Annotated in this window: 16 protein-coding genes; 1 reads left to right on the top strand and 15 read right to left on the bottom strand. The window is 64.4% G+C overall.

Annotated elements, in window-relative coordinates:
• Positions 1-281 precede the first annotated feature (281 nt).
• Positions 282-1,085, top strand: coding sequence for a CBS domain-containing protein (locus ACZ522_RS07910; RefSeq protein WP_379693147.1), 804 nt, complete (start codon positions 282-284; stop codon positions 1,083-1,085).
• Between the two features lie 21 nt (positions 1,086-1,106).
• Here the strand turns inward: ACZ522_RS07910 and ACZ522_RS07905 are convergent, their stop codons facing one another.
• From ACZ522_RS07905 to rplX, 15 genes are all read right to left on the bottom strand, one after another.
• Positions 1,107-4,289, bottom strand: a complete 3,183-nt coding sequence (locus ACZ522_RS07905; RefSeq protein ID WP_379693148.1) for an MEDS domain-containing protein — start codon at positions 4,287-4,289, stop codon at positions 1,107-1,109.
• A 242-nt stretch (positions 4,290-4,531) separates the two neighbouring features.
• On the bottom strand, positions 4,532-5,224 hold the full coding sequence (locus ACZ522_RS07900; protein WP_379693150.1) for a hypothetical protein: 693 nt from the start codon (positions 5,222-5,224) through the stop codon (positions 4,532-4,534).
• Between the two features lie 162 nt (positions 5,225-5,386).
• Positions 5,387-6,853, bottom strand: a complete 1,467-nt coding sequence (secY, locus tag ACZ522_RS07895; RefSeq protein WP_379693152.1) for a preprotein translocase subunit SecY — start codon at positions 6,851-6,853, stop codon at positions 5,387-5,389.
• 1 nt (position 6,854) lies between these two features.
• Entirely contained in the window at positions 6,855-7,361 is a 507-nt protein-coding gene (locus ACZ522_RS07890) for an uL15m family ribosomal protein (RefSeq protein ID WP_379693155.1), read from the bottom strand.
• The gene (locus tag ACZ522_RS07885) at positions 7,358-7,822 is read right to left on the bottom strand and encodes a 50S ribosomal protein L30 (protein ID WP_379693157.1); all 465 of its coding nucleotides are present in this window, start codon (positions 7,820-7,822) and stop codon (positions 7,358-7,360) included. Before ACZ522_RS07885 ends, ACZ522_RS07890 begins: the two co-directional genes overlap by 4 nt.
• Entirely contained in the window at positions 7,822-8,469 is a 648-nt protein-coding gene (locus ACZ522_RS07880; RefSeq protein ID WP_379693159.1) for a 30S ribosomal protein S5, read from the bottom strand. Before ACZ522_RS07880 ends, ACZ522_RS07885 begins: the two co-directional genes overlap by 1 nt.
• A complete protein-coding gene (locus tag ACZ522_RS07875) occupies positions 8,466-9,020 on the bottom strand; it encodes a 50S ribosomal protein L18 (RefSeq protein ID WP_379693160.1) in 555 nt (184 codons plus the stop codon). The genes ACZ522_RS07880 and ACZ522_RS07875 overlap by 4 nt, the downstream gene beginning before the upstream one ends.
• A gap of 2 nt (positions 9,021-9,022) precedes the next feature.
• Positions 9,023-9,475 carry a 50S ribosomal protein L19e gene (locus ACZ522_RS07870; protein WP_379693163.1) on the bottom strand — a complete coding sequence of 151 codons (453 nt, stop codon included), beginning with the start codon at positions 9,473-9,475 and terminating at the stop codon, positions 9,023-9,025.
• Positions 9,472-10,179, bottom strand: coding sequence for a 50S ribosomal protein L32e (locus ACZ522_RS07865; protein ID WP_379693165.1), 708 nt, complete (start codon positions 10,177-10,179; stop codon positions 9,472-9,474). The genes ACZ522_RS07870 and ACZ522_RS07865 overlap by 4 nt, the downstream gene beginning before the upstream one ends.
• A complete protein-coding gene (locus ACZ522_RS07860) occupies positions 10,180-10,716 on the bottom strand; it encodes a 50S ribosomal protein L6 (protein ID WP_379693167.1) in 537 nt (178 codons plus the stop codon).
• A 4-nt stretch (positions 10,717-10,720) separates the two neighbouring features.
• Positions 10,721-11,113, bottom strand: a complete 393-nt coding sequence (locus ACZ522_RS07855; protein ID WP_092532643.1) for a 30S ribosomal protein S8 — start codon at positions 11,111-11,113, stop codon at positions 10,721-10,723.
• 3 nt (positions 11,114-11,116) lie between these two features.
• Positions 11,117-11,293, bottom strand: a complete 177-nt coding sequence (locus ACZ522_RS07850) for a 30S ribosomal protein S14 (protein ID WP_092532646.1) — start codon at positions 11,291-11,293, stop codon at positions 11,117-11,119.
• Complete coding sequence (locus ACZ522_RS07845; RefSeq protein WP_379693169.1) at positions 11,290-11,811, bottom strand: 50S ribosomal protein L5; 522 nt, start codon at positions 11,809-11,811, stop codon at positions 11,290-11,292. The genes ACZ522_RS07850 and ACZ522_RS07845 overlap by 4 nt, the downstream gene beginning before the upstream one ends.
• Positions 11,808-12,524, bottom strand: a complete 717-nt coding sequence (locus tag ACZ522_RS07840; protein WP_379693172.1) for a 30S ribosomal protein S4e — start codon at positions 12,522-12,524, stop codon at positions 11,808-11,810. The genes ACZ522_RS07845 and ACZ522_RS07840 overlap by 4 nt, the downstream gene beginning before the upstream one ends.
• On the bottom strand, positions 12,521-12,880 hold the full coding sequence (gene rplX, locus ACZ522_RS07835) for a 50S ribosomal protein L24 (protein WP_379693174.1): 360 nt from the start codon (positions 12,878-12,880) through the stop codon (positions 12,521-12,523). The genes ACZ522_RS07840 and rplX overlap by 4 nt, the downstream gene beginning before the upstream one ends.
• Positions 12,881-12,883: the final 3 nt, after the last annotated feature.

The raw sequence follows: 12,883 nt of genomic DNA, 5'->3' as shown, positions 1-12,883 counted from the left end.
CGAGAGACGACACCCGGCGGCGGCGTTCGCGGGGAACGCCTCGGTCACAGTGTGGTGGGTGGTGGTGGCGTGCGGTTCGCACGCGGAACGTCCGGGAAGACGTCCGTGCCACGTCGGAACTCCGGACGCAGGGTTGGGGAAGCCACGCCCGCTTACCGACGTACGTGAGTGACGCGAGTTCGTACATAAATGTACTCTCCCGAATATCATATATGAAAATTGGATAGAGGGATCGAACGGAGGGGTCGATTATACGGTCTCTGCGAACCAACCGGGGGGTGATGCCCCCGACGGAGTTCGACGACGTCAGCGTCGACGCCTACATGAACGAGACGGTAGAGACGGCCCGCCCGGAAGACCGGGTCGCGGACGTCGTCGAACGACTGCGGGCCGGTTCTCGGCGCCGCGGCCTCCCCGTTCTCGACGGAAACGGACGCCTCGTGGGATTCGTCGGCGCGGTAGACCTCCTCGGCGTCCCCGAGGAGGAACCCCTCCGCGCGGTGATGCGTCGGGACCTCGCCGTCGCCCGCCCGGGGATGTCCCTCAGAGACGCCGCCGGCGTCCTCTTCCGGACCGGCCACCGGTTCCTCCCCGTCGTGGACGACGACGCGACGTTCCTCGGCGTCGTCTCCAACGCCGACGTGGTTCGGAGCCAGATAGAGCGCACGACGCCCTCGAAAGTCGAGCGCACGCGGAAGATGCTCGAATCGACCCACGGCGTCAGCGTCGGCGTCGGCGACGGCGTCGTTACGGTCTCGGAGTTGATACCCACGCAGCGCGAGGTGTTCGCCGACGAGTTGGAGGGCCGCGCCTACGAGTTGGAACACGAACTCGCGGAACCGCTCATCGCGCTCGATTACGGCGAGGAGACCCTCCTCGTGGACGGTCACCACCGCGCCCTCGCGGCGCGCGAACTCGACATCGGCGAGATGCGCGCGTACGTCCTCACCGTGGACCCGACCGACGTTCCGGAACTGGGGCTTCGGAAGGTGGCCCGCGTCGGCGGGCTACACTCCATCGCGGACGTGCGGGTGAACGAGGAGGGCCACCACCCGGTCGTCGAGCTGATCGGACTCGGGGTGTAGCTCGACGGTCTTCGACCGAAGTTACTCCTCCGTCGCGGAGAGGGTGAACGAGAACGTCGCCCCCTCGCCGGATTCCGAGTCGACCCATATCTCGCCGTCGTGCCGTTCGACGATGCGCTCACAGAGCGCTAGCCCGATTCCCGTCCCGTCGTACTCCTCGCGACTGTGGAGTCGGTCGAAGACGGTGAATATCTTCTCGTGGTCGTCGGAGTCGATGCCGATGCCGTCGTCGCTGACGGATATCACCCACTCCCGCCCTCGTCGCTCCGCGCCGACGCGGACCCGCGGCGGTTCGTCCCCGCTGTACGTGAGCGCGTTGTCCAACAGGTTTTGGAAGACCTGCCGGAGTTGACCGGCGTCGCCCTCCACGCGGGGGAGTTCTTCGACCTCGATTTCGGCGTCCGTCTCCTCGATTCCGATCTGCAGGTTCTTGAGGGCGTCCTCGATGACGCCGTCCAACTCGACGGGTTCGAGGGGCTCACCGCCGGTTTCGACCCGCGAGTACTTCAGCAGGCCGTCGATCATCTCGCGCATGCGGTCGGCGCCGTCCACCGCGAATTCGAGGAACTCCTCGCCGTCCTCGTCGAGGGCGTCCTCGTATCGCTGTTCGAGCAGTCGGAGGTAGCTCGTCACCATCCGGAGCGGTTCCTGCAGGTCGTGGGAGGCGGCGTACGCGAACCGCTCCAGTCGCTCGTTCGACTGCTGGAGTCGGCCGATCGTCTCCTTCAACTCCCGTTCGTGCTGTTGGCGTTCGAATTCGTACCCGATGCACTGGCCCAGGAGGTCGAGGAACGCCCGTTCGGCGTCGGTGAACCGTCCCTCGCGCGGCGATTCGCTGGCGAAACACAGGGTCCCGCACCCGCCGTCGCCGAGGTCGACGGTCGTCGCGAAGTACGCCTTCAACTGGTACTCCTCGTGAGCGCGGAGTCCGTCTAACCCGGATTCGGTCACGTCCGCGACGGCGAGCGGCGCTGTCGACGAGAGGTGTCGCTCGCAGTAGGTGCCCGACAACGAGTCCACCACGCCCGGCTCGATACGGTCGTGCGGACCGACCGCCGCGACGACCTCGAACTCGCGGGCGTCGGCGTCGATGCGGTTGAGGTACCCGTTTTCGAGGGTGACCCGTTGGCGCCCTAACTCGAGCAGGCGTTCGAGTTTCTCGTCGAACGACGCCCGCGAGTCGGCCACGATATCGTACAACTCCCGCTGATACCGCTCGTGTTTCTTTCGTTCTTCGATGTTCCGAACGAGCGCGAGCACGAGGGTGCGGCCGTCGAGCGTGATCGTAGACCCGGTGACCTCCGCCGGGATGTCGTGGCCGTCCTTGTGGCGACAGTGGAGGTCCTCGCTCCACGCCGACCCGGTTCGGCGCACCTCGTCGAGGAACGCGTCGAACGATTCCAGTTCGTCGGGGTGCAGGTCGGACGGGCGAAGCGACAGGAGTTCGTCGCGCGCGTAGCCGGTCATCGAGGCGGCCGCGGCGTTCGCGTCCACCAGTTCGGCCGCGTCGGGGTCGAGGATGAGGATGGCGTCGTCGCTCTGTTCGAACACCGTCTCGAACCGATTCTTCGTCTGGCGGAGTTCGGCTTCGCGCCGCTTTCGTTCGGTGACGTCGTGCGTAACCGCCACCTGGACGGTCGTCCCGTCTGGTCGCTCGAGGGGCGCCGCGTGGGTTTCCATGTGGCGGCGCGTCCCTTCGAGGCCGACGATGTCGAACTCCAAGGTTCCGCTCTCGCCGCGGCAGACCCGTTCGTTGAACTCGCGGAATCGCTCGCGGTACTCGGGCGCTATCAGGTCGTAGACGCATCTGCCGCTCACGTCCGCGGCCGAGTCCGCCCCCACCATCTCCACTCCGGCGGGGTTCATCTGGAGGAGGGTACCGTCGGGGGCGACGGTCTTGATGCACTCGGGCGTCGTCTCGATGAGCGCGTTCAGGTGCTCCGTTCGCTCGCGGAGTTCGCGCTCGTGCCGTTGGCGCTCGAGTTCGTACTTCACCCACTGCCCCATGAGGTGGACGAACGTGCGCTCCGCGTCGGAGACGGGGTCGTCGCGGGGTTCGGTCGAGATGAACCAGAACGTCCTGTCCTCGTCGCCGTCCATCTCGAGGTGGGTGCCGAGGTACGACTGCACGCCGAACTCTCGGTAGCAGAGGTTGTCCCCGAACCCGGCGCCGACGGGGTCGGTCACGGCGTCGGTGTGGCCGTCGTCCGCCACGATTCGGCAGTACGTCTCCGAGAGGTCCGCCCGCGCACCGGGGACGAGATGGTCGTGGTCGCCGCTCACCGCCTCGACTTCGAAGAGGTCGGTGTCCGAGTCCACCTTCGCCAGTCCGCCGAGTTCCATGTCGAACCGCTCGCACCCCAACTCGAACAGCGCGTGGAGTTTCTTCTCGAACCCGCGAACGGTGTCGGCCGTGATCTCGTAGCACTCCCGGAGGAACCGCTCGCGTTCCTGTATCTCGGCCTTCGCGGCGGCTCGGTCCCGAAGCGTCCGGAGCATCCGGTCGTTCTCGCGAGAGAGGGCGTCCTCGCCGAAGAACTCCTCGGGCGGCGTGTAGTAGAAGTTGTGACACGCCGCGCCGTCGTAGATGAGGTGCGGGTGGCAGCGGACGACGTCCCGGATGGCCTCGGGCGAGAAGCGGTCGCGGTCGTACTGACAGATCGCGAGCGACTCCGTCTCGGCGAACAGCTCGTTGATCTTCTGCTCGTACTCCATGAACCGCTCGATGGACGTGTCGCTGGCCGGAATCCACGTCATCTCGGCGACGATTCGGAGGGCGGCGTACTCCTCGGTGGCCTCGTCGACGGTGTCGGCGTAGAACTCTATCATCTCGTCGACGTCGAACGCGCCGTTCCGGAGGTACGTCTCCTCGACGGTGGGGAACGAGAGGGCACCGGAGTCGACGGCGGCGTCGACATCGATACCGCCCTCGCGGAGGGCCGCTTTCACCTCCCGCTCGGTACTCTCGTCGATGACGTACAGGATTCGTTCCCCGCGGTCGAGTCCGTGGCGGACGAACGGGACCGCGGCGGTGAACTTCTCCTCGGGGGTTTCGTAGACGTGGGCGAAGTGGCCGTTGCAGTGATGGCTGCCGGGTTCCTCGACGGGGCCGTGGAACTCCGGGCCGGACTGGAACGCTTCGAGGCCGACCTCGAGGGTCGCCGCCCCGTCCGACCGTTCGTTCGAGAGGGCGTGCTTGCTCATCCAGCCTCCTCCCCGCCGCATTCGAAACTCGATAGCGTCCCGGCGCAGTCATCGAGACGATGTGCGTGCGTCGCTGAGAAGAGACCCCTCCGCTCGTCCTCCGGCCCGGCCGTCGCTATCGGAGCCCAATTCATTTAGCGGACAGAAGACAGGGGCGGACAAAAGGCCACCGTGTCCCCCGTTCTCACAGTAAGGGGGTGTTTCGGTGGCGAGGCAATAGAACAGTACCGTTGTGTCTATTCTCAAGCGTATGGTGTTCGGGGATAGCTCGTACCTACAGATTCAACGTCTTCTTCGTTCCCCTGTTCGCGCAGAATCTCTAATACATCCTCCTTCTGGGAATACAATCCGTCTGTCTGCCGTTTCAAACGCCCGCTAAACTGCGCAATATCGCTCTCTCGCTCACCAGCCTCAAATGCCTGCGTAACGCTCGCAACAGTCCGCTGGACTTTGTGAACGTCATTATAGTACGTAATCACCTCGCCAATATCGGAGACATCTAACAGCCCGATCTTGTCAAGGTTGGCATCGTAAATATCGGTGGAGAGGTCTATCTTAGAAAGCTCGTCTAACTCGTTAACATATGGGAGTGCAAGAATACCGGCACCCCACGAGATAGCCTTCTTCTGTTCTTCTGAGAGACTCTCAAAATGATCTTCATCTCCCGCTCTTTTCATCCCCTCTTTCATTCCGTCGAGGATGTTACTCTCACGGTCGTCCTGTGAGCCGAGGTCTTTTAGTTTCTCTGCGAATGTATCCAGGGCTTCGATGTCCATTGAGTCGATTTCTGCGATGAGCGCCTGTCGCAGGCGTTGTTCTTCGGCTTCTTGTTGGCGGTTGTGGAGCTCGTAGGTACTGTAGAGGCTGACTGCTGCACCGGTGAGTGTCGCGAGGAGAGTGACCGCTGCGGTTAGGAGAGCGGATTCGGAGACCATCCTATGTCTACATGGCTGAGTCTCCGAGAAGTACCTTCCTTCAGCTAAGTGTCAGTTCAGTGTTTTGGAACGCCAGCTTATTTTCACGAGTTTTAGCTGGAACGACGCTGTCGCTACGAAGCTAAATAACGCAAAAATCACCGCTTTGAGTGGAGATTGAGTTTAATCTCCGAACATCTGGCGCATCATCGGGTGCATCTCCATGAGTTGCTCCTCGGCGATCTCCTCGTACAGCTTGTACGTGATGGAGACCGTAAGCAGCAGTCCCGTACCGGAGACTTGGCCGATGGTGCCCAGCATGTTCGCCATGACCGCGAGCAGACCGACGAGCGCGCCGCCGATGACGGTCACCTGCGGGATGTACCGCTCCATCACCTTCTCGATGACCTGCGGGTTCCGTCGGAAGCCCGGAATCTGCATCCCGGAGTTCTGAATCTGCTTTGCGGTCGACTCCGGACCCATCCCCGTCGTCTCGACCCAGAAGATGGCGAAGATAGCGCCACCGACGATCATGAACGTCAGGTCGATGAGCACGCGGACGATGATCTGGGCGGGGTCCGCGGAGGTGAACCCGAGGAACCACATCCAGTCGGCCCGCGATTGGATGGGAGCGAGGTAGTAGAACAGGCCGCCGGTGACCTGTCCGCCGTTGTACGAACCGAGCCACGCCGGCATCCCGGCCCACGAGTTGTGCAGGATCTGACCCAGGAACTGGATGTTCGCCTGAAGCGCGCGGACGAGGATCATCGGCAGGACGCTCGCGTAGATGAGCTTCACCGGGAAGCGACCGCGGGCACCCTTCACGCGTGCGTGCGAGAGGGGTATCTCCACGCGGACGCTCTCGGCGTACACGACGATCGCGAAGATGAGCACCGTCGTGATGAGCGCGAGCAGTTGGCCCTGTCCGAGGAAGATGTCGGACAGGCCGCCCGGCGAGAGCGGCGACCCGATGTCGGTCGCACCCGTGAGGATGCCGATCCACGTCGGGAAGAGGCCGGAGTTCCCGCCGAGCGCTTGCCAGCTGAACAGCCCGGCGACGAGCTGCTGGCTCACGCCCGCGATGATGAACAGTCCGACGCCGGACCCGACTCCCCACTTGCTCACGATTTCGTCCATGAACAGGATGAGGACGCCGCCGACGAACATCTGAGCGAAGATGAGCGTCTTCACGCCCCCGACGCCGATGCCCAGCGACCGGGCGACGGACTGGTCGGCGGGCAGGAATCCGCCCGCGAACACCATCGGCAGACCGGTCAGACAGATCATCACGACGACCAGCAGCTTCTGCAGCCCCTGATAGAGCACTTGATCGCGGGGGTCGTCGGTGTCGAGTCCTAGCAGGTCGGCCCCACCCAACAGCTGCAGGACGATGCTCGCCGTGACGATGGGACCGATACCTAACTGCAGTATCGATCCCTGCTGTCCAGCGAGTATACTACGGAACTGTCCGAACAAGTCGGTCGATGACGTCGTATCCAGTCCGAATAGCGTGACGTTCGTGAGGAAAAAATACATCACGAGGATGCCAGCTGTCCACGCGAGCTTCCGGCGGAACGGGACGTGTCCCTCCGGACGCACGACTGCGGGCATCCGCGTCAGCACCGGTTCGGCGGCCTCCTTCCATCCCATGTTACTCTTCCGAGCCTTCCTCGTCGGTGTTGTTATCTTCTTCGACTTCGTCCTCGGCGGCTTCTTCGGCGCGTTCGGACAGCTCTGCGCTTCCGTCGGCCGATTCGATCAGCTCGACCGCACCGGCGGTGAACGCGTCGGCGACGACGTGCAGCTCCTGTCGGACCTGTCCGCCGCCGAGCACTTTCACCACGTCCGCCTCGTAGCCGTCCTCGGCCACGTCGCGGGCGTCGATGTGGTACGCGTCGCCGTCTTTCTCCGCGACGCCGTCGGCCGCCAGCAGGGCGGCGTCCTCGTCCAGCTTCTGGACCTTCACTTCGACGACGGTGTCTTGGGCGTCTTCCGGGCGCTTGAAGCCGTGTTTTCCGAGCGGTTCGTAGTTGTGGAACTCGTGCTTGGCGCGTCCCGCGCGGCCGCGGCCGCCACGGTGACCGGCGCCGCGCCGGTTCTTGTGGGTGCCGCCGCCGTGGGTGCGAGACCCGCGTTGGCGTCGTTTCTTGGACGTCATCGCATATCCTCCAGCAGTTCGTTTATCTGCTCTGTGGTATGCTTTCCGAGTTGGCCGCCCTCCTTGGTGACGTGCTTCTGGCCTCGGTGGCCGCCGCGCGGGGGGTGAAGCCGGAGCACCGGCGAGATTCCCTGCTCGCGGAGCGTCGTCTCCTCGTCGACGAGCGCCTGCGCGAGCGCCGAGAGGTCGTCGTAGTCGGTGTTCTCGGAGATCCACTCGTCGTCCACGTTGACGGAGCCCTCCTCGGGCTCCGCGCGCTTTCGCAGCACGGTCTCGACGGCGTCCACGGTGGGTTCACCGTGGGCGACGTAGTCGTTGACCTTCGTTATCATGCCGCGGTACGTCTCCGTCTCCGGAACGAACGTACAGTGGTTGACGCTGTGGACGTTCAGCATCTTCAGCGTGTCGCGGACGGCGTCGCTCATGTTGACGTCGCCGCGGAGTTGGACGATCGCCTGCATTATTCGTCCGCCTCCCGCTGAACCTTTCGCGCACGACGGGGAACCCGGGACTGCGACGCGTTCTGCAGCGCGTTGTACGTCGCCTTCGCGAGGTTGACCGTCGTACGGGTGTTTCCGTTCGAACGGGTCCAGGCGTCCTGCACGCCGGCCAGTTCGAGGATGTTGCGGACCGTCTCGGCGGCCGCGAGGCCGAGGCCCTGCGGAGCGGGCATGATTTCGACCGTCACGGAGCCGGCCTTACCGGTGGCCTTGCGCGTGAGCGAGTTCACGCCGCCCGCGGAGTCCTCCCAGGACCCCGAACCGCGGTCCACTTTGATCATGTTCAGCTTCGCCACGCCGATAGCCTTCTGGATGGCCGATCCGACCTGGTCGTCTCGCGCCTCGGCGTAGCCGAGGTAGCCGTCGCGGTTACCGACCGCGACGACGCAGCGGAACTTCACGCGGCGACCGGAGTCGGTCATGCGCTGGACCATGTTGATGTCGAGCACCTCGTCGTCCAGTCCGGGGAGGAGCTGGTCGACGATTTCGGACTCCTTGAGCGGAAGTCCCGTCTCGAGCGCTTGGTCCATGGACGTGACGTCTCCGTTCTGTACCATGCGGCCGAGCCGCGTGCGCGGCTCCCAGCCGTTGTCGTTACGTTGGCTCATTCGTCCTCCTGTAGTCGCGCGAGCATCTCGTCGAAGTGCTCGGGCAGTTCTGTGGCGTCGAAGTCCCCGCCGTAGAGCGGTTCGTCGAGCTGTTCTGCGTACTCGGCGATGTGCTCGCCGCGGTTACGCGACCAGTCGGCGAGAACCGCTTCGTTGTGGGGGATTTCGAGCCCCGCGTCGATTGCACCTTCCTGTACTGCGAATACCTTGTTGCCGGGGGTAGCCGTGTTGAGGCCGATGTCGAGGACCGCTTCCTCGAGACCGGCTTCGCGTGCGCGCAGGCCCGCGAGGTACCCCGTGAGGTACGCGCTGGGAATGTTGCCCGTGGGGGCTTCCCAGCCGTACTCTTCGAGGTCCTCGGAGCTCGCGGCCGCGTGCGTCGTGTCGCCGTCCGGACCGGGCGAGATCAGCTGCGCCCTGACGTGCTTGTTGCTCACGCGAGCAACGAGGCGGGGCTTGCCCGATTTCAGCAGGCGCAACCTCTGGTGGTAGTCCGTCCGAACTTCGCGGCGGCGACGCATCGGCACCTTGTAGCGTGGTCCTGTCGCCATTGTTAGATCTCCACGTCGTAGTTGTTCCGAATGTACGCTTCGAGTCGGTCGACGCTGTCGAACTCGCCGCCGGACGCCTTGTTGTACAGCGTGCGGTACTGCGTCGGCGTCAGCGGTCCGTCGTCCCGAAGCTCCTTCAGGCGACGGCGCTGGGCGCGGATCCGACTGACCCACTCGTCTTTTCTGTTCTTCCGGCCGCCGGACTTCCCTTTGCGGGAGCCGGGGCCCTTGCGGTGACCGTAGGCGCGCTTCGCCGCGCGCTCGCGGGCACGACCCTTGGAGTTACCTTTCGCGTCTTCGACGCGAATCGTGCCTTGATCGACGAGCTCGCGGATGTCCTCGCGCGTGATGGCCTCCGCTATCTCTGCCTGTTCCTCCGGGTCGAACCAGATGCGGCTCTTACCGACGTCGAGGACGTCGGCAGCCATCCGGCGCTGTGCCTTCAGATCGGTCATTCCTCGCTCACCTCGACTTCGACGTAGGTGGGGTTGAGGACGCGAATCTCGCGTTCCTCGGCCTCCTCCTCGATGCGCTCGCGCTTGCGAGCGCCGACGGCGGAGGCGATGCGGACGGCCTCCGTGGCCGGGTCGACGCCTTCGAGGTCGTCCGCGTTGTGCACGCGGACCTCCTCGAAACCGGAGGGGTGCAGGTCGCGTGCGGCCTTCGGCGAGCGGAATCCCGCCTGAACCTTCGGACCCTTGCCCTTGACGCCGCGGCGCTGCTTCGAGAGGCCGCCGCGGGGACGCCGCCACGATTCGGGCGTTCGCTTCTTCTTGTGGTAGTCCTGCCGCCGGAAGGCGGGCTTGCCCTCGCGGTGCTTCTGTGCGAGCGCGGCCGCCTTCTCGTCGTCGAGTTCGGGCGTCTTGTCGGCGTGGCCGCGGGGACGGAGTTCCGTCTCGACGTCCTCTTCGGCTTCGGCCTCCTCCTCGCCTTCGTCTTCGACTTCGGCTTCGGTCTCTTCTTGGACTTCGAGTCCGCCGACGTCGGCCTTGATGCGGGCCGCGAGGGCGTTACCGACGCCCTCGACGTCGGCGAGTTCCGACTGACTCGCAGCCTTCACGTCTTCTATCGTCTCGTAACCGGCTTCGCGGAGCGCCTCGGCCTTCGAGGGTCCGACGCCGCTTATGTCTTCGAGTTCCTGAATTTCGTCGGCGGACATTTAGGCACCACCCACCTGGGGTTTCTCGGTGATGTAGACACCGTCCTGGAACACGCGCGTGTCCTTGTCCTTCACGCGCGTGAGCTGTTCGATGTCTGCGGCGGTCTGCCCGACGTCCTCCTTCGAGGGGCCGGACAGCGTGATCTCTTCGCCGTCGACCTGTACTTCGGTCGCGCCGCGAATCTTCGCGCGGCGCGGCGACTTCTCGCCGAGGAAGTTCTCGATGACAACCTCGCTCCCTTCCACGTTCACCTGCATCGGGAAGTGGGCGTAGAAGACTTCCATCTTGTACTCCCACCCCTCGGTGACGCCGTGGAGCATGTTGGTCACGTGGCTCTCGAACGTTCCAACCGTGGCGTTCGTCTTCGCGTCGGTGTTCTCCGACTCGATGACGACCGTACCGTCTCCGACATCGACGCTGATGTCGGGGTACCAAAGCGTCTTCGTGACGCTACCGTTCGGTCCTTCCACGGTGAGGTCGAGGTTCTTGACCTCGGCCGAGACGTCGTCCGGAATGTCGATTTCGATTCTGTTCATTGGCTCAGTAGACGTAGGCGATTACTTGGCCACCGATGCCCTGTTCGCGGGCCTCGTAGTGGCTCATGACGCCGTGGCTCGTCGTGACGATGAGCGTCCCGTAGTCGCGGGCGGGGAGGAACCGCTTCTCCCACTTCTCGAACTCGTCTGCGCCCGCGGAGTAGCGGGGCTTGACGGCGCCACATTCGTTGATCGCGCCTTTCAGTTCGACCTCGAACGTACCGGCTTTCCCGTCGTCGACGAACTCGAAGCCGTCGACGTACCCGCGGTCGTAGAAGACCTCGAGCACGGAGCCGATTACGTTGGAGGCGGGCTGTACCGTGTGGGACAGATGCCCGACGCTCTCGGCGTTGTTCACGCCTGCGAGCGCGTTCGCGAGTGGGTCATTTCCTGCCATAGTCTATCGGTACTTCTTGAATCCCATGCTGCGAGCGACCTCGCGGAAGCACTGGCGACAGAGGAAGATGTCGTACTTGCCGACGAGGCCCTGCTTGCGGCCGCAGCGTCGGCACTCCTTCTCTTGGCCGGTACGCCGTGCGGCGTGCTCGCCCGTCTGTTCTGTTTCGCTTTCGCTCATTCTGTGACCTCCACGTCGAATTCGGATTCGACGAACGCGACGGCGTCCTCGACGCTCATCCGGTGCGCGTTCGGAATCGAGCGCGTGACCTTGTCACGCTTCTTCACGCGGTATCCGGGGCGGACGAGGTTGACCGTCACGTCCAGCCCGTAGATACCGATCTGCGGGTCGTACTCCTGGGAGGGGAACTCGGTGTGCTCCTCGACGCCGAAGCTGAAGTTCCCCGTCTCGTCGAACATCTTCCGTCGGACGTTCGCGAGGGGAAGCGCCGTCTCGAGGAACTCGACCGCCGCGTCGCCGCGGAGGGTGACCTTCGTTCCGATGGGGTCACCGCGCCGCGCGCCGAACGGCGTCGCGTCGCTCGAAGCGAGCGTCTGCACGGACTCTTGGCCCGTGATCTCCTCTAAGATGTCCTCCGCGTTGGCGAGTTCGCGCCCGCCTTCGCCGACGCCCATGTGGACGACGACCTTCTCGATCTGCGGCTTGCGCATCTCGTGGAACTCGGCGGACTCGCTCATTCGTCGTCACCTCCGTCGGTGAAGTTCTCGTCGATGACGACGACGTACTGTTCGACCGTCTCGAACTCGCCGTCCTCCGTCTCGACGGTGACGGCGTTGTCGCCGCTTCCGGGCGTGACGATTATCTCGGAGACGGTGCCGACTTCCCCGGAGTGGGTGCCGTCGACGGCCGTCACGAGTGCGCCCTCCTCGTAGGGGAAGTGCGCGACGACGTCCTTCGTCTCGTTGTCGACGACGAGGGAGTCGCCGGTGCTGTACTCGGCGGCCTCGTCGGCGTCTTCGAGACGGATGTTCGCGCCGTCGTGGAGCGTGATCTGCGTCGCGCCGCCCTTGACGTTCTGCTTCCGAACGATCTTGCCGAGGCGGCTGTCCGCCGATTCGGCGTCGATGGGCGTGAGCGCGAGACGGCCACCCTGCTCGGGGAAGACGCGGAAGTACTCCTCCCGCTGGGTGAACGCGACGATGTCGAACATCCCGACGGGACGCTGTTCGTCGCTGACCGTGTCGCCGTTGATGAGCACGTTGCCCTCGTTGAGAGCGTAGCGCGCTTCCTTCTTCGAGTCCACGTAGCCGAGGACGTCGCGCAGCAGGATGAGGAGGGGGACCCCGTCCTCACCGTGCGGCCCGGCGCCGGCCTTGACCGTGAACGTGTTCTCTTTGCGCTCGATCGGCCACGAGTTCGGGGCCGACAGTCGCTTCTGGTGTCGCGTCATTCGTTATCCTCTCCGTTGAGACGCGCCTCGCGACGCTCGTCTTCGAGGTCCAGTTCGACGACGCGAAGGTTGCTCGAGTCGAGCGGACGGGGGACTTCCTCGCCGTCCGCCTTCGCGACGGTCACGTCTTCTACGTGCACGACCGCGTCCTTGAGGTCGACGTCGACGACTTCGGCTTCCGTCCCGGCGTGGTCGCCGCGGAGCACTTCTACCGTGTCGCCGACGTTGACGCGGACGCTCCGCCGTCCGTACTCCTCGCGGAGGTCGTCGGACAGCGTCGCGCGGACCTGCTTCTGACGTTCGTGCAGAGGCGCGTTCTGCGTCTGCTTTCGCTGTTTGCTTGGTTGTCTCGTCATAGT

The sequence above is a fragment of the Halopelagius fulvigenes genome, from assembly GCF_055398025.1.
Note: the sequence above shows the minus strand (reverse complement) of the source record. Positions and strands in the feature narration are given on the sequence as shown.

What these genes read in the sequence shown, in the direction of transcription:
- ACZ522_RS07890 (WP_379693155.1), bottom strand. Translation starts at nt 7,361, where the DNA reads ATGACGTCCAAGAAACGACGCCAACGCGGGTCTCGCACCCACGGCGGC.
- ACZ522_RS07885 (WP_379693157.1), bottom strand. Translation starts at nt 7,822, where the DNA reads ATGCAGGCGATCGTCCAACTCCGCGGCGACGTCAACATGAGCGACGCC.
- ACZ522_RS07845 (WP_379693169.1), bottom strand. Translation starts at nt 11,811, where the DNA reads ATGAGCGAGTCCGCCGAGTTCCACGAGATGCGCAAGCCGCAGATCGAG.
- ACZ522_RS07865 (WP_379693165.1), bottom strand. Translation starts at nt 10,179, where the DNA reads ATGTCCGCCGACGAAATTCAGGAACTCGAAGACATAAGCGGCGTCGGA.
- ACZ522_RS07910 (WP_379693147.1), top strand. Translation starts at nt 282, where the DNA reads ATGCCCCCGACGGAGTTCGACGACGTCAGCGTCGACGCCTACATGAAC.
- ACZ522_RS07900 (WP_379693150.1), bottom strand. Translation starts at nt 5,224, where the DNA reads ATGGTCTCCGAATCCGCTCTCCTAACCGCAGCGGTCACTCTCCTCGCG.
- ACZ522_RS07880 (WP_379693159.1), bottom strand. Translation starts at nt 8,469, where the DNA reads ATGAGCCAACGTAACGACAACGGCTGGGAGCCGCGCACGCGGCTCGGC.
- ACZ522_RS07905 (WP_379693148.1), bottom strand. Translation starts at nt 4,289, where the DNA reads ATGAGCAAGCACGCCCTCTCGAACGAACGGTCGGACGGGGCGGCGACC.
- ACZ522_RS07860 (WP_379693167.1), bottom strand. Translation starts at nt 10,716, where the DNA reads ATGAACAGAATCGAAATCGACATTCCGGACGACGTCTCGGCCGAGGTC.
- ACZ522_RS07870 (WP_379693163.1), bottom strand. Translation starts at nt 9,475, where the DNA reads ATGACCGATCTGAAGGCACAGCGCCGGATGGCTGCCGACGTCCTCGAC.
- rplX (WP_379693174.1), bottom strand. Translation starts at nt 12,880, where the DNA reads ATGACGAGACAACCAAGCAAACAGCGAAAGCAGACGCAGAACGCGCCT.
- secY (WP_379693152.1), bottom strand. Translation starts at nt 6,853, where the DNA reads ATGGGATGGAAGGAGGCCGCCGAACCGGTGCTGACGCGGATGCCCGCA.
- ACZ522_RS07850 (WP_092532646.1), bottom strand. Translation starts at nt 11,293, where the DNA reads ATGAGCGAAAGCGAAACAGAACAGACGGGCGAGCACGCCGCACGGCGT.
- ACZ522_RS07875 (WP_379693160.1), bottom strand. Translation starts at nt 9,020, where the DNA reads ATGGCGACAGGACCACGCTACAAGGTGCCGATGCGTCGCCGCCGCGAA.
- ACZ522_RS07855 (WP_092532643.1), bottom strand. Translation starts at nt 11,113, where the DNA reads ATGGCAGGAAATGACCCACTCGCGAACGCGCTCGCAGGCGTGAACAAC.
- ACZ522_RS07840 (WP_379693172.1), bottom strand. Translation starts at nt 12,524, where the DNA reads ATGACGCGACACCAGAAGCGACTGTCGGCCCCGAACTCGTGGCCGATC.